The sequence below is a fragment of the Bacillus sp. GbtcB10 genome, from assembly GCF_019091365.1.
GTDB classification, from domain to species: domain Bacteria; phylum Bacillota; class Bacilli; order Bacillales; family Bacillaceae; genus Bacillus; species Bacillus altitudinis.
The window spans coordinates 599,506-623,256 of sequence record NZ_JAGXJP010000002.1 but is presented as its reverse complement, the minus strand read 5'-3'; the positions used below and the strand labels follow the sequence as shown (position 1 = coordinate 623,256).

The 23,751-nt window shown below is 43.2% G+C and carries 21 protein-coding genes; 16 read left to right on the top strand and 5 right to left on the bottom strand.

Going from position 1 to position 23,751, the window contains the following annotated elements:
- Window positions 1–135: 135 nt before the first annotated feature.
- The 5 genes from speE (at window position 136) to argS (ending at window position 4,551) form a co-directional block, all read left to right on the top strand.
- Window positions 136–966 (top strand): spermidine synthase, encoded by an 831-nt coding sequence (speE, locus tag KVT11_RS08520; RefSeq protein ID WP_003214614.1) that lies wholly within the window; start codon window positions 136–138, stop codon window positions 964–966.
- Between the two features lie 69 nt (window positions 967–1,035).
- On the top strand, window positions 1,036–1,908 hold the full coding sequence (gene speB / locus KVT11_RS08515) for an agmatinase (RefSeq protein ID WP_017360073.1): 873 nt from the start codon (window positions 1,036–1,038) through the stop codon (window positions 1,906–1,908).
- 78 nt (window positions 1,909–1,986) lie between these two features.
- Complete coding sequence (locus tag KVT11_RS08510) at window positions 1,987–2,334, top strand: hypothetical protein (RefSeq protein WP_035389831.1); 348 nt, start codon at window positions 1,987–1,989, stop codon at window positions 2,332–2,334.
- Window positions 2,335–2,458: 124 nt separating this feature from the next.
- The gene (locus KVT11_RS08505) at window positions 2,459–2,881 is read left to right on the top strand and encodes a YwiB family protein (protein WP_007497707.1); all 423 of its coding nucleotides are present in this window, start codon (window positions 2,459–2,461) and stop codon (window positions 2,879–2,881) included.
- Window positions 2,878–4,551 (top strand): arginine--tRNA ligase, encoded by a 1,674-nt coding sequence (argS, locus tag KVT11_RS08500; protein ID WP_007497706.1) that lies wholly within the window; start codon window positions 2,878–2,880, stop codon window positions 4,549–4,551. Before KVT11_RS08505 ends, argS begins: the two co-directional genes overlap by 4 nt.
- Window positions 4,552–5,071: 520 nt before the next feature.
- Here argS and KVT11_RS08495 read toward each other — a convergent pair.
- Window positions 5,072–6,040 carry a S66 family peptidase gene (locus tag KVT11_RS08495; protein ID WP_210552242.1) on the bottom strand — a complete coding sequence of 323 codons (969 nt, stop codon included), beginning with the start codon at window positions 6,038–6,040 and terminating at the stop codon, window positions 5,072–5,074.
- A gap of 151 nt (window positions 6,041–6,191) precedes the next feature.
- On the opposite strand from KVT11_RS08495, the gene cls (KVT11_RS08490) reads away from it, so the two are divergent.
- The 3 genes from cls (KVT11_RS08490) (at window position 6,192) to KVT11_RS08480 (ending at window position 10,723) form a co-directional block, all read left to right on the top strand.
- Entirely contained in the window at window positions 6,192–7,694 is a 1,503-nt protein-coding gene (gene cls / locus KVT11_RS08490; protein ID WP_025208143.1) for a cardiolipin synthase, read from the top strand.
- Between the two features lie 105 nt (window positions 7,695–7,799).
- A complete protein-coding gene (locus tag KVT11_RS08485) occupies window positions 7,800–9,515 on the top strand; it encodes an ABC transporter ATP-binding protein (protein WP_048001119.1) in 1,716 nt (571 codons plus the stop codon).
- Window positions 9,516–9,724: 209 nt separating this feature from the next.
- Window positions 9,725–10,723 (top strand): S66 family peptidase, encoded by a 999-nt coding sequence (locus KVT11_RS08480; protein ID WP_046344683.1) that lies wholly within the window; start codon window positions 9,725–9,727, stop codon window positions 10,721–10,723.
- 220 nt (window positions 10,724–10,943) lie between these two features.
- Here KVT11_RS08480 and KVT11_RS08475 read toward each other — a convergent pair whose 3' ends face one another.
- From KVT11_RS08475 to cls (KVT11_RS08465), 3 genes are all read right to left on the bottom strand, one after another.
- A complete protein-coding gene (locus KVT11_RS08475; protein ID WP_008343494.1) occupies window positions 10,944–11,198 on the bottom strand; it encodes a hypothetical protein in 255 nt (84 codons plus the stop codon).
- A gap of 73 nt (window positions 11,199–11,271) precedes the next feature.
- Window positions 11,272–12,234 carry a UV DNA damage repair endonuclease UvsE gene (gene uvsE, locus KVT11_RS08470; RefSeq protein WP_210552241.1) on the bottom strand — a complete coding sequence of 321 codons (963 nt, stop codon included), beginning with the start codon at window positions 12,232–12,234 and terminating at the stop codon, window positions 11,272–11,274.
- 12 nt (window positions 12,235–12,246) lie between these two features.
- Window positions 12,247–13,443 carry a cardiolipin synthase gene (cls, locus tag KVT11_RS08465; protein WP_210552240.1) on the bottom strand — a complete coding sequence of 399 codons (1,197 nt, stop codon included), beginning with the start codon at window positions 13,441–13,443 and terminating at the stop codon, window positions 12,247–12,249.
- A gap of 143 nt (window positions 13,444–13,586) precedes the next feature.
- Here cls (KVT11_RS08465) and KVT11_RS08460 point away from each other — a divergent pair, with 143 nt between their 5' ends.
- From KVT11_RS08460 to KVT11_RS08435, 6 genes are all read left to right on the top strand, one after another.
- Window positions 13,587–15,698, top strand: coding sequence for a (Fe-S)-binding protein (locus KVT11_RS08460; protein ID WP_146270901.1), 2,112 nt, complete (start codon window positions 13,587–13,589; stop codon window positions 15,696–15,698).
- A gap of 103 nt (window positions 15,699–15,801) precedes the next feature.
- Complete coding sequence (locus KVT11_RS08455) at window positions 15,802–16,977, top strand: acetyl-CoA C-acetyltransferase (RefSeq protein WP_060781516.1); 1,176 nt, start codon at window positions 15,802–15,804, stop codon at window positions 16,975–16,977.
- Between the two features lie 19 nt (window positions 16,978–16,996).
- The gene (locus tag KVT11_RS08450; RefSeq protein ID WP_007497692.1) at window positions 16,997–17,860 is read left to right on the top strand and encodes a 3-hydroxybutyryl-CoA dehydrogenase; all 864 of its coding nucleotides are present in this window, start codon (window positions 16,997–16,999) and stop codon (window positions 17,858–17,860) included.
- 11 nt (window positions 17,861–17,871) lie between these two features.
- Window positions 17,872–18,984 carry an acyl-CoA dehydrogenase family protein gene (locus KVT11_RS08445; RefSeq protein ID WP_217608994.1) on the top strand — a complete coding sequence of 371 codons (1,113 nt, stop codon included), beginning with the start codon at window positions 17,872–17,874 and terminating at the stop codon, window positions 18,982–18,984.
- 16 nt (window positions 18,985–19,000) lie between these two features.
- Window positions 19,001–20,143, top strand: a complete 1,143-nt coding sequence (locus KVT11_RS08440; protein WP_017368220.1) for an acyl-CoA dehydrogenase — start codon at window positions 19,001–19,003, stop codon at window positions 20,141–20,143.
- A 129-nt stretch (window positions 20,144–20,272) separates the two neighbouring features.
- Window positions 20,273–20,470, top strand: coding sequence for a hypothetical protein (locus KVT11_RS08435; RefSeq protein ID WP_135226406.1), 198 nt, complete (start codon window positions 20,273–20,275; stop codon window positions 20,468–20,470).
- 13 nt (window positions 20,471–20,483) lie between these two features.
- Here KVT11_RS08435 and KVT11_RS08430 read toward each other — a convergent pair whose 3' ends face one another.
- Window positions 20,484–20,957, bottom strand: coding sequence for a DUF2798 domain-containing protein (locus KVT11_RS08430; RefSeq protein WP_474078682.1), 474 nt, complete (start codon window positions 20,955–20,957; stop codon window positions 20,484–20,486).
- A 377-nt stretch (window positions 20,958–21,334) separates the two neighbouring features.
- Between KVT11_RS08430 and rpoE the strand changes: the two genes are divergently transcribed.
- Together rpoE and pyrG are read left to right on the top strand one after the other, a co-directional pair.
- Window positions 21,335–21,871, top strand: coding sequence for a DNA-directed RNA polymerase subunit delta (gene rpoE, locus KVT11_RS08425; protein WP_035389808.1), 537 nt, complete (start codon window positions 21,335–21,337; stop codon window positions 21,869–21,871).
- A gap of 238 nt (window positions 21,872–22,109) precedes the next feature.
- The gene (gene pyrG / locus KVT11_RS08420) at window positions 22,110–23,717 is read left to right on the top strand and encodes a glutamine hydrolyzing CTP synthase (RefSeq protein ID WP_017360053.1); all 1,608 of its coding nucleotides are present in this window, start codon (window positions 22,110–22,112) and stop codon (window positions 23,715–23,717) included.
- Window positions 23,718–23,751 lie beyond the last annotated feature (34 nt).

Sequence of the window (23,751 nt, the reverse complement as noted above, 5' to 3'; positions counted from 1 at the left end):
AGTTATCTCATGCGGTTCTTTACAATTTGATACGAATCCACTATACTTTTTTCTTGGACAATCGATATAGTCATAGCCGATAAAAGGCGCTAACAATAGATGTTTGTTTATTATTGGATGAGAGGAAGATGAACAATGAGCGAACTTTGGTATACAGAGAAGCAAACGAAGAATTTTGGCATTACATTGAAGGTGAACAAAACCCTTCACACAGAACAAACAGATTTTCAGCATTTAGAAATGGTGGAAACAGAAGAGTTTGGCAATATGCTGTTTTTAGACGGTATGGTGATGACATCAGAGAAAGATGAGTTTGTATACCACGAAATGGTGGCACATGTTCCTCTTTTCACTCATCCAAACCCTGAAAATGTTCTTGTCGTAGGCGGAGGAGACGGTGGTGTTATTCGTGAAATCCTGAAGCATCCAAGTGTGAAAAAAGCGACACTTGTTGATATTGATGGCAAGGTCATTGAATACTCGAAGAAGTTCCTTCCTTCAATTGCTGGGAAACTAGACGATCCTCGTGTAGATGTGAAAGTCGGAGACGGCTTTATGCACATTGCGGAAGCCGACAACGAATATGACGTGATCATGGTTGACTCAACTGAGCCAGTTGGACCAGCTGTGAACTTGTTCTCTAAAGGTTTCTATGCAGGAATCTCAAAAGCACTCAAAGAAGATGGTATTTTCGTTGCACAAACGGACAACCCTTGGTTCACACCTGAGTTAATTACAAATGTACAGCGTGATGTAAAAGAAATTTTCCCGATTACCAAGCTATACACAGCGAATATCCCAACATATCCAAGCGGTCTTTGGACATTTACTATCGGTTCTAAGAAGTATGATCCACTTGCTGTAGAAGACAGCCGCTTCTTTGATATCGATACGAAATATTACACAAAAGAATTGCACAAAGCGGCATTCGTTCTGCCGAAATTTGTGAGCGACTTAATCAAATAAATCAAGCGAAGTAGAAATGCGCAAATGAAAGTTTGCGCATTTTTTGAAGCGTAAAAGGAGGAATCTTGTATGAGATTCGACGAGGCTTATTCAGGAAAAGTGTTTATTGGAAGTCATCCAACATGGGAAGATGCGAAAGTCATTTTATACGGGATGCCGATGGATTGGACCGTCAGTTACCGTCCAGGCTCACGTTTTGGCCCGAACCGTATTCGTGAAGTATCCATTGGATTAGAGGAATACAGTCCTTATTTAGATCGTGAACTGCACGAGGTACCATTCTTTGATGCTGGCGACATCCCGCTTCCATTTGGCAATGCACAGAAAAGCTTAGATTTAATTGAAGAGTATGTCGACAGCATTTTAGAAAAAGGGAAGTTTCCATTAGGAATGGGCGGAGAGCATCTTGTGTCTTGGCCGGTTTTCCGTGCGATGTATAAGAAATACCCTGATTTGGCCATCATCCATATGGACGCACATACCGATCTTCGTGAGGAATATGAGGGTGAGCCGCTTTCACATTCGACACCGATTCGTAAAGTTGCAGGACTTATTGGACCTGAAAATGTATACTCTTTCGGCATCCGTTCAGGGATGAAAGAAGAATTTGAATGGGCAAAAGAAGCAGGCATGCACATTTCTAAATTTGAAGTGCTGGAGCCATTGAAACAAGTATTACCAAAGCTGAAAGGCCGCCCAGTTTATGTGACAATTGACATCGATGTACTTGACCCGGCTCATGCACCTGGTACAGGAACGGTGGATGCTGGCGGTATTACGTCAAAAGAACTGCTGGCATCTATTCATGCCATTGCTGGTTCTGATGTGCATGTCGTCGGTGCAGACCTTGTAGAGGTAGCGCCTGTATATGATCATTCCGATCAAACGGCGAATACAGCAAGCAAACTTTTACGAGAAATGCTGCTTGGATTTGTGAAATAACATCTTGATAGAGGAGCTTGTCATCTCATATGGACAAGCTCTTTTTTTACATGGGTGACATGATAAAGGAGGCAGGTCGTGTTTTCTTCTGTATTGATGGTATTACTCGCTTTATGTGTGTTAGCGGCAGGCTTTCTTACGCTGAAAAGAGAGCTTGCAGCGAGTCCGCCTACTTTTACCTCGAAAAAAGAGGCAAAGGATGAGATGGTTCATCTGTTTCAGGATCGAGGCTTTTTCTATCTCACTGGCATCGCGCTGTTTATGCTATTTGTTTATAAGCAAGGGCATCTTCTCCCATTTGATTTCTTTCAGGCATTTTTGGCAAGTTCAGGTATCCAAGCACTGTTTTATCTCATCAATCGAAAAAGCGCAGGGCTCAAGACTGGACTCGTGATAGGCGTGAGCTTCATTTTTCTTTTTTTCTAAAGAGACAGGTGAAGATCAAGAATGGGGTTTCATCCACACGAAGATGAGAAATGATGGGATGATAGGCAATCGGGATTATGGTATACTATTTTAGTTAAACGGGTCTTAGCAAAGGAAGTGCAAAATGACACAAAACCAAATTTCAATTCATGTAAAGTCAGTGATGAAACCAGAGACGGAACCGGCTGAAACGATCGAATTCCGAACAACTGGAACGTATCAAGAGAAGAATGACAAAACGTATCTCACTTACCATGAAGAACATGAAATGGGTCAAGTAAAAACTGTTGTCAAAATAAGTGAAAAAGAAATTTTTGTCATGAGATCAGGTGCAATTCAAATGAAGCAGCGCTTTCTCATTGGAGAAACGACCGTGACACATTACACGATGCCATTTGGCACACTTCAGCTCGATGTGCACACACATGGCATTGATCTTGATGTAGACAATGGGCTTCTGCACATTACGTACGATATGCTGACAGGTGAAGATCAAAAGCATTTACATACATTATCGATTTCATATAAGGAGGATTTACGTTCATGAATATCGCAGAACAGGTCAAAGATGCGTTAAAAGAAGAAATCATTGCGGCAGTCGTCAAAGCAGGACTTGCTGATGAAAGCCAGGTGCCGGATGTTCTTTTGGAAGTGCCAAAAGACAAAACTCACGGTGATTATTCCACCAATATGGCGATGCAGCTTGCACGCATTGCGAAAAAAGCACCTCGTCAAATCGCCGAGGACATTGTGAATGCATTTGACAAAGGCAAAGCGTCAATTGAAAAACTGGATATTGCAGGTCCAGGATTCATCAATTTTTATATGAACAATCAGTATTTAACGAAACTGATTCCGGCAGTTCTTGAGGCAAAAGAGGCTTATGGCGAAACGAATACAGGCGGCGGTCAAAAAGTGCAAGTCGAATTCGTCTCAGCCAACCCAACAGGTGACCTTCACCTTGGACATGCCCGCGGCGCAGCTGTAGGAGATTCTCTTTGCAACATCCTTGATAAAGCAGGCTTCGACGTGAGCCGTGAATACTATATCAACGATGCAGGCAATCAGATCAATAACCTTGCTCTATCTGTAGAAGTACGTTACTTTGAGGCGCTCGGTCTTGAAAAAGAAATGCCAGAGGACGGGTACAGAGGAGAAGACATCAAAGGCATCGGACAGAAACTTGCGGATGAATTTGGTGACCGTTTCGTGCATGAACCAGAAGAAGAGCGTATGAAATTCTTCCGTGAGTACGGTTTAAAATATGAACTAGAAAAACTACGTGTCGACCTAGAGAATTTCCGTGTCCCATTTGATGTGTGGTATTCTGAAACGTCTTTATATGAAAACGGAAAAATCGAACCAGCGCTAGAAACACTTCGCGCTAAAGGCTATGTCTTTGAAGAAGATGGCGCAACATGGTTACGTTCAACTGATTTTGGTGATGACAAGGACCGTGTCCTGATTAAAAAAGACGGCAGCTTCACGTACTTGCTTCCAGATATCGCATATCACAAGGACAAATTGGACAGAGGTTTTGACCAGCTCATCAACATTTGGGGAGCGGATCATCACGGGTACATTCCTCGAATGAAAGCGGCGATCCAAGCACTCGGATATCCAGAGGACAAACTGGAAGTCGAAATCATTCAGCTCGTTCACCTTTACAAAAACGGTGAAAAGATGAAGATGAGTAAACGTACAGGTAAAGCCGTCACAATGCGTGACTTGATTGAAGAAGTGGGCTTAGACGCCACTCGTTATTTCTTTGCGATGAGAAGTGCGGCGACACATATGGACTTTGACTTAGACTTAGCGATTTCTACGTCTAACGAAAACCCTGTGTACTACGCGCAATATGCACATGCGAGAATTTGCAGCATGCTCCGTCAAGGGGAAGAAAAAGGCTACGAGCCAAACCTTGAAAAAGCAGATTTCTCTCACATTCAATCCGATAAAGAATACGATCTTCTGAAAATCATCGGCAGCTTCCCAGAGGTTGTAGCAGAAGCAGCAGAAAAACGTATTCCGCACCGCGTCACAAACTATATCTATGATCTAGCATCAGCCCTTCACAGCTTCTACAACGCCGAGAAGGTCATTGATGTTGAAAATGAAACAAAAACAACAGCACGTCTATCACTAATGAAGGCGACACAAATTACACTAGCCAACGCATTAAAACTCATTGGCGTATCTGCACCGGAAAAAATGTAATGCACAAAGCCCCGCTCTATTTTATGAGCGGGGCTTCTTTATATAAAAACCCGCTATTCTCGAGAGATAGCGGGTTTTGAACATTAACCAAGCGTATTAATAATGTTAGAAATAGAATCGAATAATTGACTAAGTACATCAGAGAACATGAGCGTATCCTCCTTTCAGAAAGCATGTAGTATGTGCGTGTCATAGGAATTACCCAAGTGTGTTAATGATGTTAGAAATAGAATCGAATAATTGGCTAAGTACATCAGAGAACATAGTTTGTATCCTCCCTTCGGCAAGCATGTAGTATGTGTGCGTTAATGGGATTATCCAAGTGTATTGATAATGTTAGAGATAGAATCAAATAATTGGCTAAGTACATCAGAGAACATGTTTTTGCCTCCTCTCTTTTCTTTTTACATCTACTTAACGAAGGGGATGAAGGGTTGGATCACTTTTTCTAAAAAAATTTTAAAAAGAAATGATGGCATAGAAAAAGCACCAACAAATGAGGGTGCTTTTTAGGTTTTATTTATGGATGAACACGCCATTGGATTTGTCCGTCGTAGCAGGATAGCTCGGCACTCCCGCCAATCGGCAAGGTGAAGACCGGCTGTGTATGTCCTATGTCTACATCATAGATCACCGGGATGTGTTTGAGCATTGGATGTTTATCTAGAATGAACCTCAAATGTTCCTCTGTCATCTTGGATTTCTTTTGAAAACGTCCGATGATTAACCCTTTAATAGATTCGGCATGTTGCAAGAGCGAGGCAAGGTCTCTGGCGAACATTTCAGGAAAGACCAAGTCATCATCCTCCACAAATAAGATGGCATCCTTGAGGTGAGGCATAAAGGGTGTCCCTTGCAATAAGTTCAGTGTACAAAGATTTCCGCCATACAAGGTGCCTTCAGCTGTTCCTTCCTGATAAATCCCCCATGTTGTCGGATGAAACTGCCTATTTGCTTGATCAAGATACCACGCATCATCACTCCACTTTGTAGAAGGGGTGACATCAAATGGCTCGCTACTCATCACGCACGCTTGAAACATGGCTGTCTGCTCCTCTTGTCCTTGTTCCATTTGGAAACTGGAGAAATGAGGACCTGAGTACGTCACCATGTCACATTTGGCGGTAATGGCGTTTGCAAGTGCGGTAATATCACTGTAGCCGCAAAGAACTTTTGGGTGCTGACGGATCAAATCATAATCTATATAAGGCAAAAGCTCATTGCAGTTAAAGCCACCGATTGCTGTCAAAATGCCGTCGACTTCATCATTTGAGAATGCCTCATGTAGATCAGATAAACGGTATTCAATAGAAGAAGAGGAATGCAGATCACATTCAAACACGTGTTGTCCAAAAGAAACAGTGAACCCTAATGCCTCTAAACGTGTTTTCGCCTGAGCCATTCCTTCTTCTGATAAAATGCTGGCACTTCGGCTTGGAGCAATTACCCGAATGTGGCTTCCCTTTTTTAAAGCAGATGGTGTACACATAAGTCATTCGTCCTTTCCTTCACATATTTTCCATTATATCGGATCAAAACGCTCCAGTCTGTAAAAGCTAAAAGAAAGCAGCAAACCGTGCGTTTCAGACAAGCTGTGCAAAGGGTATGGAAAAGAAAAAGACAGAATGAGGGCGGAGAATGTGAAAAAGAGGAGACTGGAATTTCTATTTTTATATTTCATGATATTTGGGGCATATGTGGTGTTTTGGTGGCCGGTTCCAGCGTGGGGTTTTCAGCTTTACGCAGCTAGTTATATCGCCATCATTTTATTTAGTATTATCTCGCTTATGCTAGAGAACCGGACATCACAGCACACGCTGTTATGGATGTATGTACTGATCTTTTTCCCGATCATCGGCTATATGTTTTATTTGTTCTCGGGGCAGCTTTATGTCAAAGGACATTTGTTTAAATCAAAGAGAATGTATAACCGAGAAAAATTACGCAGAATATCAGAGCTTGAGAGTAAACCGGATGAGACGCGTTTAACCGATAATCAGCGTGCTTTTTTTCATTACACAGAAAAAGCAACAGGGATGCATGTAAATACAAATAGTGATATGGAGATTTTAAAGAATGGAGAGGAAACCTTTCCACGTATTTTTGAAGAATTAAAAAAGGCAAAAACGTTCATCCATATAGAATATTACATGTTCAAATCTGATTTTCTCGGTCACCGGATGATGGAGATCTTGATTGAAAAAGTGAAAGAAGGAGTAGAGGTTCGATTCATCTATGATGCGGCTGGCAGCATTCGCTTCTCACGAAAAGATATTAAACGATTGAAGCAGGCGGGGATAAAGGTCGCTCCTTTTCTGCCATTAAAATACGGATTCTTTAATCAAAAATTCAATTTCCGAAATCACCGAAAAATCGTGATTATTGATGGAGAAACAGGATTTGTTGGTGGGCTCAATGTGGGGAAGGAATATGTAGGACGCGATGAAAACATCGGCTTTTGGCGTGATACGCATACGATGTTAAAGGGTGAAGCCGTTCAGACACTTCACTCCATATTTATGCTGGACTGGGAGTATGTATCAGATGAAGTGTTAATTGATGATCCCAAGTATCACACCCCGCATCCTGTGACAGGAGAAGATGTCATACAGGTCGTGCCGACTGGACCTGATATGAAGGAAAGTATGAGTGATTTATATGACGCACTCATTTCGAATGCACAGCAATTTGTCTGGATTGCGACGCCTTATTTTGTCCCAAATGAATCCATTCGCACAGCGTTAAAAATTGCGGCCACAAGAGGGGTGGATGTGCGTGTGATGGTGCCTGAGATAAACGATGGCTTTCTCACGCAATACGCCACACGATCTTATTTTTCTGAGCTTTTGAAAGAAGGCATCAAGGTGTATCACTATCAAAAAGGATTCATGCATCAAAAGGTCATGATTGCAGATGGAGAGCTTGCCTCTGTCGGAACGGCAAATGTCGATATGAGAAGCTTCCAGCTCAATTTTGAGGTCAATGTCTTTACAGCGGCAAAGAAGCCGATCGAGCAATTGATGGCTCATTATGAGGAAGATATGAAAGAATGCGAGCAAATGGGGCCGGTTCATTTTTATAAAAGGGGCTTAAAGGAACGTTTAAAGGAATCGTTTGCGCGATTGTTTTCAGGTGTATTGTGAGGGAATCCAGGGGAAGAAATCATTTCCTGATCTAGTATTTCGATAATGATTCCTCTATAATTGAAAATGATTATCAATTATAGAGGAAGTGAGGTTCTTTTACATATGCTAAAACGCTTTTTTGCCTATTACAGGCCCTATCGTGGTCTGTTCTTTTTAGATTTCTTTTGTGCTGTGGCCGTTGGGCTCATGGAACTCGGCTTCCCGCTGATCGTGAATTACTTCATTGATACATTACTGCCGACAGGGAACTGGACGGTCATTGCCTGGACCGCACTTGCGCTGTTTGTCATTTACGCACTCAGCTCAGTGATGCAATTTATTGTGTCATATTGGGGGCACATGCTTGGCATTAATATTGAGACAGATATGAGAAAAAAGCTATTTGATCATTTTCAGCGTCTGTCCTTCAAATTTTTCGATAATAACAAAACAGGCAAACTCATGTCACGGATGACAAATGACCTCATGTATATTGGTGAGGTGGCGCATCACGGACCTGAGGATTTGTTTATTGCGATTATGACCATTCTTGGCGCCTTTGCCGTCATGCTCATGATTAACTGGCAGCTTGCCATTTTAACCTTCTTGATTATGCCAGTCATCATCTGGTTAGCCCTTCATTTTAATAAAAAAATGACACAGGCAATTACACAACTCAACAATGACATTGGAGATTTTCATGCAAGGGTTGAGAACAATATTGGCGGTATTCGTCTTGTTCAAGCCTTTGCAAATGAACATTTTGAGAAAAAGCGCTTTGCTGAAAACAACAACCGCTTTCGAAAAGCGAAACTTCTTTCCTATAAAATTATGTCGGTTAACGGATCAATCAGCTATATTCTCACAAGGCTTGTGACGTTGTTTGTCCTTCTGGCAGGTACATGGTTTGTCCTTCAAGGTCAATTAACGGCAGGCGGATTTATCGCCTTTGTCTTGATCACAAATGTGTTATTCAGACCAATTGATAAGATCAACACGGTGATTGAAATGTATCCAAAAGGCATTGCCGGTTTTAAAAGCTATGTCGATTTGCTTGAAACAGAGCCAGATGTGAAGGATACAGAAGGAGCACGTGATATTTACGGCTTGAAAGGTGAAATTGAGTATCGAAACGTGACATTTGGCTACGATGAGCACAGTCATGTATTGAAGGATATCAACTTGAAGATCAAACAAGGGGAAACTGTTGCGTTTGTCGGGCCATCAGGAGCGGGGAAATCGACCATTTGTAGTCTGCTGCCTCGTTTTTATGATGTGGACGAAGGAGACATCACCATAGATGGTGTGAGCACAAAATCGATGACCTTGTCCTCTTTAAGACAGCAGATTGGCATTGTGCAGCAGGATGTCTTTTTATTCTCAGGCACCATTCGTGAAAACATTGCGTACGGTAACCTAGAAGCGAGTGATGCAGACATTTGGGAGGCGGTGCGACGTGCCCATTTAGAGGAGCTCGTTCAGCGTTTCCCAGAAGGGTTGAATACGGTCATTGGTGAACGCGGTGTTAAGCTATCCGGCGGTCAAAAGCAACGTCTGTCAATTGCACGGATGTTTTTGAAAAACCCATCTATTCTTATTTTGGATGAAGCGACGTCAGCACTTGATACAGAAACAGAAAAAGCAATCCAAGACGCACTAAACGAACTGGCAGTCGGCCGGACGACACTCGTCATTGCTCACCGCCTTGCGACAATTAAACATGCAGATCGAATCATCGTCGTGACAGAGGAAGGCATTGAAGAACAAGGCCGTCACCAAGATTTAATTCAAATGGGCGGTGTATACAGCAGACTGCACGAAGCGCAGTTTGGTCATTGAAGAGAAGTGATTGAATGAGTCCAGTTATTAAGCTGGGCTCTTTTTCGTATTGAGATATTTGCGACGCTGGTCATCAGTTTTACTGTCATCATATTTGGCCTGTTTAAGCTGTTAAATTGAAGTGTACTTTATTTTTAAATCGAGGCCCTTTTGAAAAAGGGCTTTTTTTGCTAGGATAGTAAAAACTCGTGTAGGAAGGATCTGATGGAATGAAGGGGCTTCGGCGTTTACAGAAGGGCGATAAAATAGGTATTTATTCTCCCTCAAGTCCAGCATCTTCCACCTCGCCTCTTAGGTATGAGCGGGCGAAGGAATGGCTTGAAAAAAAAGAATTCATTGTGGTACCAGGATCATTAACAGGGAAAGAGGATCACTATCGTTCGGGAACGATTCAAGAACGAGCAGCTGAGCTGAATGAGCTGATGGCGAGAGAAGATTTGTCCTGTATCATGTCGATGATTGGGGGGACGAACTCGAATAGTTTGCTGCCTTATCTTGATTTTGAGCTGCTGATAAAGCATCCAAAAATCATGATTGGTTATTCAGATGCGACGGCGATTCTTTTAGCTGCTTATGAAAAAACGGGTCTGCCTGTTTTTTACGGGCCTGCACTTGTGCCGTCTTTTGGAGAGTTTGAACCATTTGTCGATCATACATATCAATCTTTCGAGGACATTCTCATTCATCCGCAGCCCATCCCGTATCAGGTGAAAAAACCGCCCTTCTGGACGGAAGAACGGATCAACTGGGAAGAGAAAATACGAGAAAAAGAAAAACGTCCAAACGAGTGGATGTGCGTCATTGAAGGGCAGGCAGAAGGCAGACTGATCGGCGGGAACCTAAATGCCATGTATGGCATATGGGGAAGTGAATTCATGCCTCAAATCCAAAAAGGCGATATCCTTCTCATTGAAGATTGTATGAAAACAGCCTCCATCGTCGAAAAGAACTTCTCTCTGTTAAAGATAAATGGTGTGTTTGAACGGGTATCTGGTATCCTCTTAGGGAAACATGAGCTGTTTGATGATGAAGGAACGGGCAAAAGGCCGCACGATCTCTTACTTGAAGTACTGGGAGATACAAAGAGGCCGCTCATCGCAGAATTTGACAGTGCCCATACGCATCCGATGCTCACGATGCCAATCGGTACACAAGTAAAAATGAATGCAACGTCACGCGAGGTTTGGCTGACAGAAGCATGGATATAAGAAAAAGAGCAGCCCTAAGGCTGCCCCAGCGTGTAGACAAACCCTCGCATTCGGTGTCAGTCCTGCGTGCCGGTGCTCACGAATGTGACATTCGCTCCGCGCCGGTACTCGTCCTTCCTAGACTGCAAAGGTTTTCAACTACGCTGAAAAGAAGAAGACAAAGGGATAAAATAAAGTTCATTTTATCCCTTTGTCAGCCTAAGGCTGCCTTTCTTTACGATTACGAAGCATTCTCTTTTTCAAATGGCTGAAGGAGGTCTTGTGCCTCTTTTCCTTCTACCACGATTAAATAGTCTGATTCTAAATGAGTGAGCCTAAAGGTCTCTAGCTCTACGATGTTCTTAATGTTGCACATTGTTTTTTTAGAATATACATATAAACGATGCTGAGCGTGCTGGCACTTTTCGTATAGAGAAATAAGCTTATGTAAATTCAATGCTTTCGCAGCAATTCGGATTGAATAGATTTGTGACATCTTCATATCCTCCTGTTAAATACTTTCTCACAATAGCTTTGTTACCCCCGTTGCGATAGAGGTAAACCTTTCTCTACGATTTCCACTCAATGGTGCCTCCGCCCGTCCGCCGATTGCCTCTGATCGCTGACAGCTCCTCAACAAGACGGAGTAAGGCCTGATCCTTTTTCTTTGCCTCAATCATAAAATCCACATCACGACCATACGGCTTTAAAGCTTGAAAAAGTGGCAATACAAAGGACATCTCCACACCATCCGCATGGCTTCGTATCGCCTTTTCTGATTTTGGTGAGGATAAGTGGATTTTAGGCGGTATGCCAGTGTTTGCCCACGTGTCAAACACTCTTGGCAAAATGTCATCAAGCGCCGCATTATCATCTTTGTTTGCCATGTGATGGTGGTAATCAAATACAAACGGGATGCCATGCTTTTCACAAACATCAAGCGTTTCTAATGACGTATAGGTTTTGTCATCATTTTCAAGCGTCATTCTCGCCTTGATATGTGCAGGAAGCTGCTTTATATTTTCATCAAAACGCTGTAAAGCAGATGCCTTGTCGCCATATGCACCTCCGACATGAATGTTCATATAGCCTTCCTTTTCAAGCTTCATGGCCTCAAGCATTTCATAATGATAGGTCATATCAATGACGGCGTTTTCTGTAATAGATGGCTTTGGACTTGTGAACAAAGTAAATTGATTGGGGTGAAAGCTCACTCGTAATCCGTGCCGCTTTACGAGTTGACCAATCTCTAGAAATTCTTTGTGAAAGGGTGTCACAAAGTCCCACCGCACCTCAGGGTGGGTGGCGAGCGGGACAATCGAGCTTGAAAAACGGTAAAGCGGAATATCATGGGCAATCGCAAAATAAAGCGTTCTTAATGTATTGACGAGGTTGGCTTTCGTCGTTCGCAATAGAGCCTCTGTCCTCTCTTCCTTTGAGAGCTTACTGTATCTTGCAAAGGTCAGCGACTTGGCAGGTGAAGCTTCCCATAAAGTGACGGCGTTGGATACATAACCAAATCGATAACGCATAGGTCAACTCCTTTATAAAAAATACGAGAACAGGGCGCCTATCCACTCAATTGGACGCGTGAGAAGTGGGCGTTGTTTGTATTTTTCTTCAGTCATCAGTTCTGACACTTCCATGTGTTCACGAATCTTTTCCTCTACATGTGCGGTGAAGGCGGGATCATCAATGGCCACATCCACTTCTTCGTTGAAAAACAAACTTCGTTTATCAAAGTTCGCCGTACTGATCATACAACGGCTATGATCGATGAGAATGGCTTTCGCATGATAAAACCCTTTATAAAAACGATACACAAGACATCCGGCAGCGATCAGATCTTTCAAATAATGAAATCCAGCTTCTTTCACAAGCGGGTGATCTGCCTTCATTGGGATGATGATGTCGACAGTCACGCCTCGCTTCCGTGCGTCAAGAAGGGCGCTTAGAAGAGGAGCAGATGGAATAAAATAGGGCGTGCAGATGGTGATTTGCTTTTTCGCCTGTTGAATATCGTGAAGAAATAAGGCCTCTAAAGAAAAACCTGCCGTCGCACGTGTTGTGCACTGTAATGTTCCCGATTCCAGTGTAGGAAAAACCTCGTATTGCAGCTGTTGAATACCAGATGAGCGGTACAAATCATTCAGAAACACATGCTGGAGGTCTGCCACAACCTGTCCTGTCATGCGCAGGTGATAGTCTTTCCAAATGCCAAACCTGCCGTTTTTCCCTACATATTCATCGCCGATATTAAACCCGCCAATGTAGCCGATCTTCCCATCGATCACCGTGATCTTCCGGTGATTTCTCATGTTCAAGCGATAAATGAAAAAAGGAAAACGTGGTTTATTTAAAAAGTAAAATTGAATGCCGCTTTTTTCTAGCATCTGAATGGATGTTTGATCAAATGGATAGGAGCCTAATCGATCAGTGAGCAAAAAAACCGAAACACCTTGCTCTGCTTTCGCTTTAAGTGCTTGCAGAATCCTTTGCCCAATCTTGTCGTTCTTTACAATAAAGAACATCATATGAATAGAAGAAGAGGCTTGCTGTATATCCGTAAGAAGCTGATCAAACAGTGGTTCGCCATCATGATAAAAGGCTGCATCGCCGCTTGTTTGGTCAAAAGACCGTTCAAAAGCATGGGTAGAAAAATATTTTCTCCCTATATAAAGATCTAGCCTGACGAGTAGAACAATGACGAAGACGACGAGTAGAATGATCCATGCGATCATGAAGGTTCCTCCTTTTTTATATATGACGATAGTGTACCCAAATGGGCAAAAAATATTGACTGAATACTCATTCATTATTTATGATAGAGGTACAACATGGAAACGGAACAAAGTGGGTCTTGGGGAATGAAAGGGGGAGCAAGATGAATAGCCTTTTAATTGTTAACTTGATTGCATTTGCGGCAGTGACCGCTTACGCTGTGTATTTGTTTATTTATCTCATTCGAACACGAGCGGCGTATATTCGTCTTGGCAAAAAAGAAGAATTTCAAAAAGACATGAAAAAACGCTTAGAACGTGTTTGGGTGAATGTGTTTGGGCAAAAGAAACTGCTCAAGGACAAGAAGAGCGGCATCATTCATGTGCTGTTTTTCTATGGATTTATTTTAGTGCAGTTCGGAGCCCTTGATTTTATTATGAAGGGACTTGTTCCAGACAGCGGGCTACCATTAGGTCCGCTTTACGGTGTCTTTACGTTCTTCCAAGAGGTAGTCACACTTCTCATTTTAGTGGCGGTGGTTTGGGCGTTCCATAGAAGATATGTCGAGAAGTTAGTCCGTTTAAAAAGGGGCTTTAAATCAGGGCTTGTCCTTTTGTTTATTGGCGGATTGATGCTGACCGTATTACTGGGAAACGGAATGAACATCATTTGGCATGGGCACTCACTATCAGCAACTGAGCCAATTGCTTCCGGCATTGCTTTCTTGCTGGGCTGGCTGTCACCACTTGCAGCAACAATTGTGTTCTATGTCGCATGGTGGGTGCATCTTCTTATTTTACTGACGTTCTTAGTGTACGTCCCGCAGTCTAAGCACGCCCATCTCATCGCTGGCCCGGTCAACGTATTTGTCAGCAGATTGGACCCGCCAGGCAAACTGCAAAAAATTGATTTTGAAGATGAGACACAAGAAACGTTCGGCGTTGGGAAAATTGAAGATTTCCGTCAATCTCAGCTGATCGATCTTTACGCTTGTGTGGAGTGCGGGCGCTGTACGAATATGTGCCCGGCGACAGGGACGGGGAAAATGCTGTCTCCAATGGATTTGATTTTACGATTAAGAGATCATTTAACAAATAAAGGGGCTGCCATTACTTCAAAGACACCGTGGGTTCCGCAGCTTGCTTTCAAGCAGACGACAGGAAATCAGCTGGCGATGCAGGCAAGAGGAGCTGGAGCGGAAGAATCTGCGGCGAGCGCAATGTATCATCCTTCTCTCATTGGTGAGGTCATTACAGAAGAAGAAATCTGGGCATGCACGACATGCCGAAACTGTGAAGATCAGTGTCCTGTCATGAACGAACACGTCGACAAAATCATTGATATGCGCAGATACTTAGTACTGACAGAAGGAAAAATGGATGCAGATGCACAGCGTGCGATGACAAGCATCGAGCGCCAAGGGAACCCGTGGGGATTGAATCGAAAAGAAAGAGAAAACTGGCGTGATCTAAGAGAAGATGTGCACGTACCGACAGTGAAAGAACTGAAAAAAGCAGATCAGACCTTCGACTATTTATTCTGGGTTGGATCGATGGGTGCATATGACAATAGAAGCCAAAAGATTGCTCTTGCCTTTGCAAAACTGCTCAATGAAGCAGGGGTTTCTTTTGCCATCCTAGGTAATAAAGAGAAAAACTCAGGTGATACACCGAGAAGACTTGGGAATGAATTTTTGTTCCAAGAACTTGCTGCAAAGAACATCGAAGAATTCCAAAAAAATGACGTAACCAAAATTGTCACGATCGATCCGCATGCTTACAATTTATTTAAAAATGAATACCCAGACTTCGGGCTCGAGGCAGAGGTGTACCATCATACAGAATTACTGGCAGAGCTAGTAAAAGAGGGAAAATTAACGCCTATTCATGAAGTGAACGAAGTCATTACTTTCCACGATTCTTGCTACCTAGGCAGATATAACGAGGTCTATGATCCGCCAAGAGATATTTTAAAATCCATTCCGGGTGTGACACTGAAAGAAATGGAACGGAATCGTGAATCCGGGATGTGCTGCGGTGCCGGCGGCGGCTTAATGTGGATGGAAGAAGAGACAGGTACTCGAATTAACACAGCGAGGACGGAGCAGGCCTTACAGGTACAGCCGTCCATCATCAGCTCAGGATGCCCATATTGTTTAACCATGCTTGGGGATGGGACGAAAGCGAAGGAAGTAGAAGAGCAGGTCGGCACATTTGATGTTGCAGAACTTCTTGAAAAATCAGTGTTTGGCGAAACGAGAACGCAGGCTTCATAAAGGTGTCAGGCCGATGGATCGACTGTTCATCGGCCAGTGGACACCGATATTTTATGAGCTGTCTAGCATTTATGTAAGCGGTAACAAATAGGAGGGGAAAGAAATGAGCACGACGGTCATTGTATCTGGAGCGAGAACACCATTTGGGAAAATAGGTGGAACTTTAAGTCGTTTGACTGCTGCAGAATTAGGCGGGATGACGATAAAAGCTGCGCTGGAAAGAGCCTCAAATGTTCATGAAGTGGATGAAGTCATCATGGGTAGTGTCCTTCAAGGAGGACAAGGTCAAATTCCTTCAAGACAGGCAGCTAGACATGCAGATCTCCCTTGGTCGGTTCCGACGCAAACCATCAACAAAGTCTGTGCTTCAGGAATGCGCAGTGTCACGACAGCCGATCAAATCATTCGAGCGGGAGATGCCAATGTGATCGTGGCAGGCGGTATGGAATCCATGTCTCATGCTCCTTATCTTCTGAAAAAAGCACGATGGGGTTACAAAATGGGAGATGGTGCTGTACAAGATGCCATGATTTTAGATGGATTAACCTGTTCGTTTACAGGTGTTCATATGGGTGAGTATGGAAGCATGGCGGCGAAAGAGCTTGGCATTACACGAGAAGAACAAGACCTTTGGGCGTTAAGAAGTCATGAACGAGCCATTGAGGGGCAAAAAAGCGGCTTTTTTAAAAATGAGATCATCCCCGTTACCGTCAAGAATAAAAAAGGAGATCAGCTGATTTCAGAAGATGAAGCCCCGAGGCGTGATACGTCATATGAACGTTTGTCAAAACTGATGCCCGTTTTCGATCAGGCAGGTACGATCACCGCTGGCAATGCACCTGGTGTCAATGATGGTGCAAGTGCGCTTCTATTAATGAAAGACACATACGCCATGCAGCAAGGTGAAAAACCTATGGCAGTTGTGCTTGGGCATGCGCAAGTAGCAGTAGAGGCAAAGGATTTTCCGAAAACACCAGCCTATGCCATCGAAAAAGTGTTAAAGAAAACAGGGAAGCGAGTAGAGGATATCGATTTGTTTGAAATCAATGAGGCTTTTTCAGCGGTTGCATTGGCATGCGAAAAAATGCTTGGGCTGGATCGGCGGAAAATGAATGTGAACGGAGGGGCAGTCGCGATTGGTCACCCGATTGGAGCAAGCGGAACACGTATTATATTGACCTTGATCCATGCACTCAGACAAAGAGGCGGCGGGATCGGCATTGCGGCGATTTGCAGCGGCGGGGGTCAAGGTGATGCGATCATGATCAAGGTGGATTAAAAGGGAGGCGTTCATTGTCATGAGTATAGAAGAGACCGTCATGGTCGTTGGGGCTGGTCAAATGGGCTCGGGTATTGCCCAAGTATTTGCACAGTCAGGTTATACCGTCCTGCTCCATGATACGGAAGAGGAGCAGATTCATCGAGCCATTTCCTCTATGACCAAACAACTGACGAAACGAGCAGAAAAAGGAAAGCTGGCACATCAGGCAGTCCGTGATATTACACAGCGACTGGCTGTTTCAACAGATCTAAAGGATGTACAGCAGACGCATTTAGTGATTGAAGCCGCATCTGAACAAATGAAGATCAAAAAACAAATCTTTGAAACCCTCGATCAATTTGCACCTGATGACACGATATTTGCGACAAATACGTCTTCCTTGTCGATCACAGAATTAGCAGCCGTGACGAAACGGCCTGAGAAAGTGATTGGCATGCATTTTATGAATCCAGTTCCCGTGATGAAACTTGTGGAAGTAATCCGTGCGCTACAAACGGATGATGCCACGTACCAATTTGTTTTTGACACCGCAAAGACATTAGACAAAACCCCAATTGAAGTGGAAGACTTCCCTGGGTTTGTGTCAAATCGCATTTTGATGCCGATGATCAATGAAGCCATTTATACCCTTTATGAAGGCGTGGCAGATGTAGAAAGTATTGACGGCATCATGACGCTTGGAATGAACCATCCAATGGGCCCGCTTCGTCTCGCCGACCTCATCGGGCTCGATACTTGTTTATTTATTATGAATACCCTTCACGAGGGTCTTGGAGATAGCAAATATCGACCTTGTCCTCTTTTGAAAAAATATGTGAACGCAGGCTGGCTGGGCAAAAAGACAAAGAGAGGTTTTTACACTTACCACGACCACTCATAGGGGGAGTCAAGATGGATGTGTTGCTGACAGAAAAACAACGTCTTTGGAGAAAACGAATAGCAGAATTTGCACGCCAGCATGTATTCCCTGAAATAGAAGCGATGGAACAGGGCGTGTTCCCGAAAACGCTTTTAGCTGAAATGGGTCGGCAAGGCTTTTTAGGCATTCCGATCCCAGATAAGTATCATGGATTAGGGGCAGATTTCACAACCTATATCATGGCGATTCATGAATTATCCAAAGTAAGTGCAACCGTCGGTGTCATTGTATCCGTTCATACATCTGTTGTGACGATGCCGATTTTGGCGTTTGGAACGACTGAACAAAAAGAATCCTACGTTCCCAAGCTTGCGTCCGGGCAGAAGCTGGGCGCCTTTTGTCTAACTGAACCGAAGGCAGGATCAGATGCCTCTAGTATTCAGTTGAAAGCAGAGCGCACAGACGATCACTATGTGTTAAATGGAACGAAAATTTTTATCACAAGCGGCGGTGAAGCGGAAGTCTATCTTGTATTTGCGGTGACAGACCCTGCTTCTGCTAAGAAAAATATATCAGCATTCATTGTGGAGAAGGGGACACCAGGATTTACGATCGGAAAAGATGAGAAAAAGATGGGCCTGCATGGATCAAAAACAGTCACACTTCATTTTGAAGGTGTTCGAATTCCAAAAAAACAGCTGCTCGGTGCAGAAGGAGATGGTTTTCGGATTGCCATGTCTAGCTTAAATGCGGGGAGAATTGGCATTGCGGCTCAAAGCCTTGGTATTGCAGAAGCCGCATTAGATGAGGCGGTGACGTATTTAAAGCAGCACCCAGCTGGCCTTGAAACGACCATTCGGTTGGGCGATCTGGGCACCAAGCTGGAAGCGGCAAAACTTCTTGTCTATCAAGCCGCCTCTTATAAAGAGGCCAATCGCCCTGTCACGAAGGAAGCGTCGATGGCGAAGTTATTTGCATCTAAAACAGCGGTTGATATTAGTACAGAAGTCATCCATTTGCTTGGTCTAGCCGGTTACACGAAGCAATACCGAGCAGAGCGGTACTTTCGTGATGCGAAAATTTGTGAGATTTATGAAGGAACAAGTGAAATACAAAGGCTGGTTATTTGTAAACAGCTAATATGAAGTGAGGTGGCTCATGATGCAGTTCCAATTAAGTGACGAACACGAAATGATACAAAAAATGGTGAGAGATTTTGCGAAAAATGAAGTGGAGCCAACAGCAGCAGAGCGAGATGAAACAGAATCGTATGATCCGGCTATTTTTCGTCAAATGGCAGAGCTTGGTTTAACGGGAATCCCTTGGCCAGAAGAAAATGGAGGGATTGGTAGTGATTATTTGGCCTATGTCATAGCGGTTGAGGAGCTCTCGCGAGTGTGCGCCTCTACAGGTGTCACCCTGTCTGCTCACACATCACTCGCTTCATGGCCGATCTATACATTCGGAACAGATGAGCAAAAGGAGACGTATTTAAAGCCGCTTGCAGCGGGTCAGAAGATCGGCGCATACGCACTGACCGAGAGCGGCTCGGGCTCAGATGCCGGCGGAATGAAAACAACAGCAGTAAAAGCAGGGAATGAATACGTCTTGAACGGTGCAAAGATTTTTATTACCAATGGAGGCATTGCGGATTATTATATTGTGTTTGCTGTTACTGACCAGGATGCTTCATCCCGCAATACAACCGCTTTTATTGTAGAAAAAGAGACGCAAGGCTTCTCAATCGGCAAAAAAGAAAGCAAACTGGGCATCCGCTCATCGCCAACGACAGAAATCATCTTTGAAGACTGTCGTATACCCGAAAGGAACCGGCTTGGTCAAGAAGGCGAAGGTTTTAAGATAGCGATGATGACACTTGACGGCGGCAGAAACGGTATTGCCGCACAAGCTGTTGGTATTGCTCAAGGTGCTCTGGATGCAGCAGTCAATTATGCAAAGGAGCGCAAACAATTCGGTAAACCAATCATTCAGCAGCAAGGCATTGCTTTTAAGTTAGCGGATATGGCAACGGCAATTGAGGCCTCAAGACTGCTCACCTATCAGGCAGCATGGCTTGAAACGAAAGGGCTTCCGTATGGAAAAGAATCAGCTATGTCCAAGCTCTTTGCCGGTGATACAGCCATGAAGGTGACGACAGAAGCTGTACAAATCTTCGGCGGATACGGCTATACAAAGGATTACCCAGTCGAACGCTACATGCGTGATGCGAAAATCACTCAAATCTATGAAGGTACACAAGAAATCCAGCGGCTGGTCATCTCACGGAAACTGCTAGATATGTAGAAACGAAGCAAAGACCACCTGATGTGAGGTGGTCTGTTTTTGTATCAAATGTGAAATCTCTCCAATATGATCTCATATCACCTGATCACTATGGTAAAATTGGGAAAAACCAGAATGGAGGTTATCATGATGAACACAACATTTATTGGCATTTTAGGAATCGTCACGATGATCATATGGATTATGGTCTCCACAGAGCTTTCAAAGTCTCCAAAAAGGAAGGGAGAAAAAGAAAACAGCCGCAGAAAACTCATTGTACTCGTGTCTGCGGGCACTTTATTCACCGTACCTTTGGTTTTTTCACTCATTCAGAATATCCAGCTGTAACCTATCCATTCGACTAAACCGCTGCTGTCTGTTTTAATTTCACCCATTTGAAAAAAACAAAACGGACAAGCGGTCCCATAATCAACATCTGCAAAGGGAACGCCAACATGACATTATGACCGAAAATCGTTAAGTAATCAGATAGAATCGATTGTGTTTGAAATCCTGTGCTGATGCTTTGAACGACATATCCGCATAAAGACATGAGACACACCATCCCAAACACGATAAAGATAGAAAGAGTGAGAATAAAATAGATTTTCTTGCCTTTTGGGGCAAAACGGCTGGCTGCTTTTTTTGCTAAAGGCCCAACAATACACATCTCAATCAACAACGTGATGGCAAAACCGATCACATAGGTGAGTACACCTTCTAACCATGTCATATGTCCAAGCCGCCCATTTAGAAATAGGTTATAAAAGAACATCACTGAAAACATACAAAAACACATCAAGACACCAAATTGTATATCTTCTTTTTTTGTCATTGGCAATTCGATCAACCTCTCAAAATTAGTCTATTTATTATAGATTTCTGTTTCAATTCGTCGTAAGTGAACATTTTGTGAAGGAATAATTCCCCTTTTTTAAGAAGAGTAAATGACTTTGTATTCATCAAAAGAGAAGACAAAAAAGCATGCAAAACGTGTGCTTCACACATGAATTATGCCAATTCGGCACAAATGATTGACCGCTAGAGGCTCCTCTTGTGAAAAAATCAAAAATTAACATCAATAAAGGTGGCATAAACTCCCCTAATTTGTTTATAATGAGAGGTATGGTTTGTCGTAAGAATAAGGTATAAATACTTATTATTTCACTGATAAATGGATACATACATGTAATAGAAAGGGAGTGTCTGACCTTGAGTTTGAAAGAATACTCACAGGAACAGCTCAAACAAATGTCTTTAGTTGAACTTGCTTATGAAATTTTCAGAGACAGCAAAACGCCGATTACGTTTTCCGAGTTAATAGATGAAATGGTCCGTTTGCAAGGGATACAAAAATCTGATCTTGATGATCGACTTGCTCAATTTTATACAGACTTAAATATAGATGGCCGCTTTATTTCGTTAGGTGATCAGAGATGGGGACTTCGCAGCTGGTATCCAGTTGATCAAATCGAAGAAGAAGTTCAGCCAGCTGTGAAAACAAAAGCGAAAAAGAAAAAAACAAAAGCTGCTGTCGTTGAAGAAGACTTCGATGATATTGAAGAGGAAGAAGAAATCGACGAGCTTGAAGAAGATCTTGATCTTGTTGAAGACGACGAGGACCTTGACCTAGATGATGAAGAAATCGATGAAGAGATAGAAGACTTCGACGAAGATGATGATGAAGATGATGACGGCTTAACGGAAATTGATGAAGACGATTTAGACGATGATGAGGAAGACAAATAACCCTCACAAACCGGTCCTGAAAACAGGACAAAACCGTCTTGACTTTCCAGAGCGAACTATGTAGTATGTATTTTGGGCTCTCTAAAAAAGAGTACGTAAAGATACGTTCATTTACGCTCCCTTTCATTTATTTGAAAGGGAGCTTTCTTATTTTTCAAGAGATTTAGGGATACACTCTAAAAGGATGAAGCTGTGCATGTCTAGTCATGCAAGGGTAAAAAAGAGAGGAGCATACGAAATGACAAAGTATATTTTTGTAACAGGAGGAGTTGTTTCCTCACTTGGAAAAGGGATCACGGCTGCATCGTTAGGCCGCCTTCTGAAAAATAGAGGGATGGATGTCACCATTCAAAAATTTGATCCATATATCAACGTAGACCCAGGGACAATGAGTCCATACCAGCACGGTGAGGTATTTGTCACAGACGACGGTGCTGAAACAGACCTTGACTTAGGTCACTACGAGCGTTTCATTGACATTAACTTAAATAAGTACAGCAACGTTACAACAGGTAAAATCTACTCTACTGTTCTGAAGAAAGAGCGCCGCGGCGACTACTTAGGTGGAACTGTACAGGTTATTCCCCACATTACAAATGAAATCAAAGACCGTGTGTACCGTGCCGGAAAAGAAACGGGTGCAGATGTGGTCATTACAGAAATCGGTGGAACAGTTGGAGATATCGAATCCCTTCCATTCCTTGAAGCGATTCGTCAAATGAAGAGTGACATCGGCCGTGAAAACGTGATGTACATTCATTGTACTCTTGTTCCTTACATCCGTGCTGCAGGCGAACTGAAAACAAAACCAACACAGCATAGTGTAAAAGAACTTCGTAGTCTAGGTATTCAGCCAAACGTCATTGTGGTCAGAACTGAAATGCCATTGGCACAAGACATGAAGGACAAAATTGCGCTATTCTGTGATATTGATACGAAAGCAGTCATCGAATGTCAGGATGCAGATACCCTTTATTCGATTCCGCTTGATTTACAAAAACAAGGATTAGACAAGCTTGTATGTGAGCACATGAAGCTTGACTGTCAAGATGCGGACATGACGGAGTGGACGGCGCTTGTTGATAAAGTGCAAAACCTTTCAAAACAAGTTACGATTGGTCTAGTAGGGAAATATGTTGAGCTGCAAGATGCATACATTTCTGTCGTTGAATCACTTCGTCATGCGGGCTATGCATTTGATGCGGATGTTCAAATCAAATGGATCAACGCAGAAGAAGTCACAGCAGAAAATATGGCTGATTTCGCTCAAGATGTAGACGGCATTATTGTTCCTGGAGGCTTCGGAGACCGCGGAGTAGAAGGGAAAATCATTGCAACACAATATGCGCGCGAAAACAAAGTGCCATTCTTCGGAATCTGCTTAGGTATGCAAGTCGCATCTATCGAATATGCGAGAAACGTACTAGGTTTAGAGGGAGCACATTCCGCTGAAATTGATCCAGAAACAGCATTCCCAATCATCGACCTTCTTCCAGAACAGAAGGATGTTGATGACTTAGGTGGAACACTTCGCCTCGGCCTATACCCTTGTAAATTAAACGAAGACTCAAAAGCATTTGCTGCATACAATGACGAAGTCGTGTACGAACGCCACCGTCATCGCTATGAGTTTAATAACGAATTCAGACAGCAAATGGAAGCAGCAGGTTTTGTCTTCTCTGGTACAAGCCCAGACGGACGCCTTGTTGAAATCATTGAACTGAAGGATCACCCATGGTTCCTTGCTTCTCAGTTCCACCCAGAATTCATTTCAAGACCGACAAGACCACAGCCGTTATTTAGAGATTTCGTTGGTGCTTCACTACAGGCATCTGAATCAAAATAAAACAAAAAACTGCCGAGAATATCATCTTCTCGGC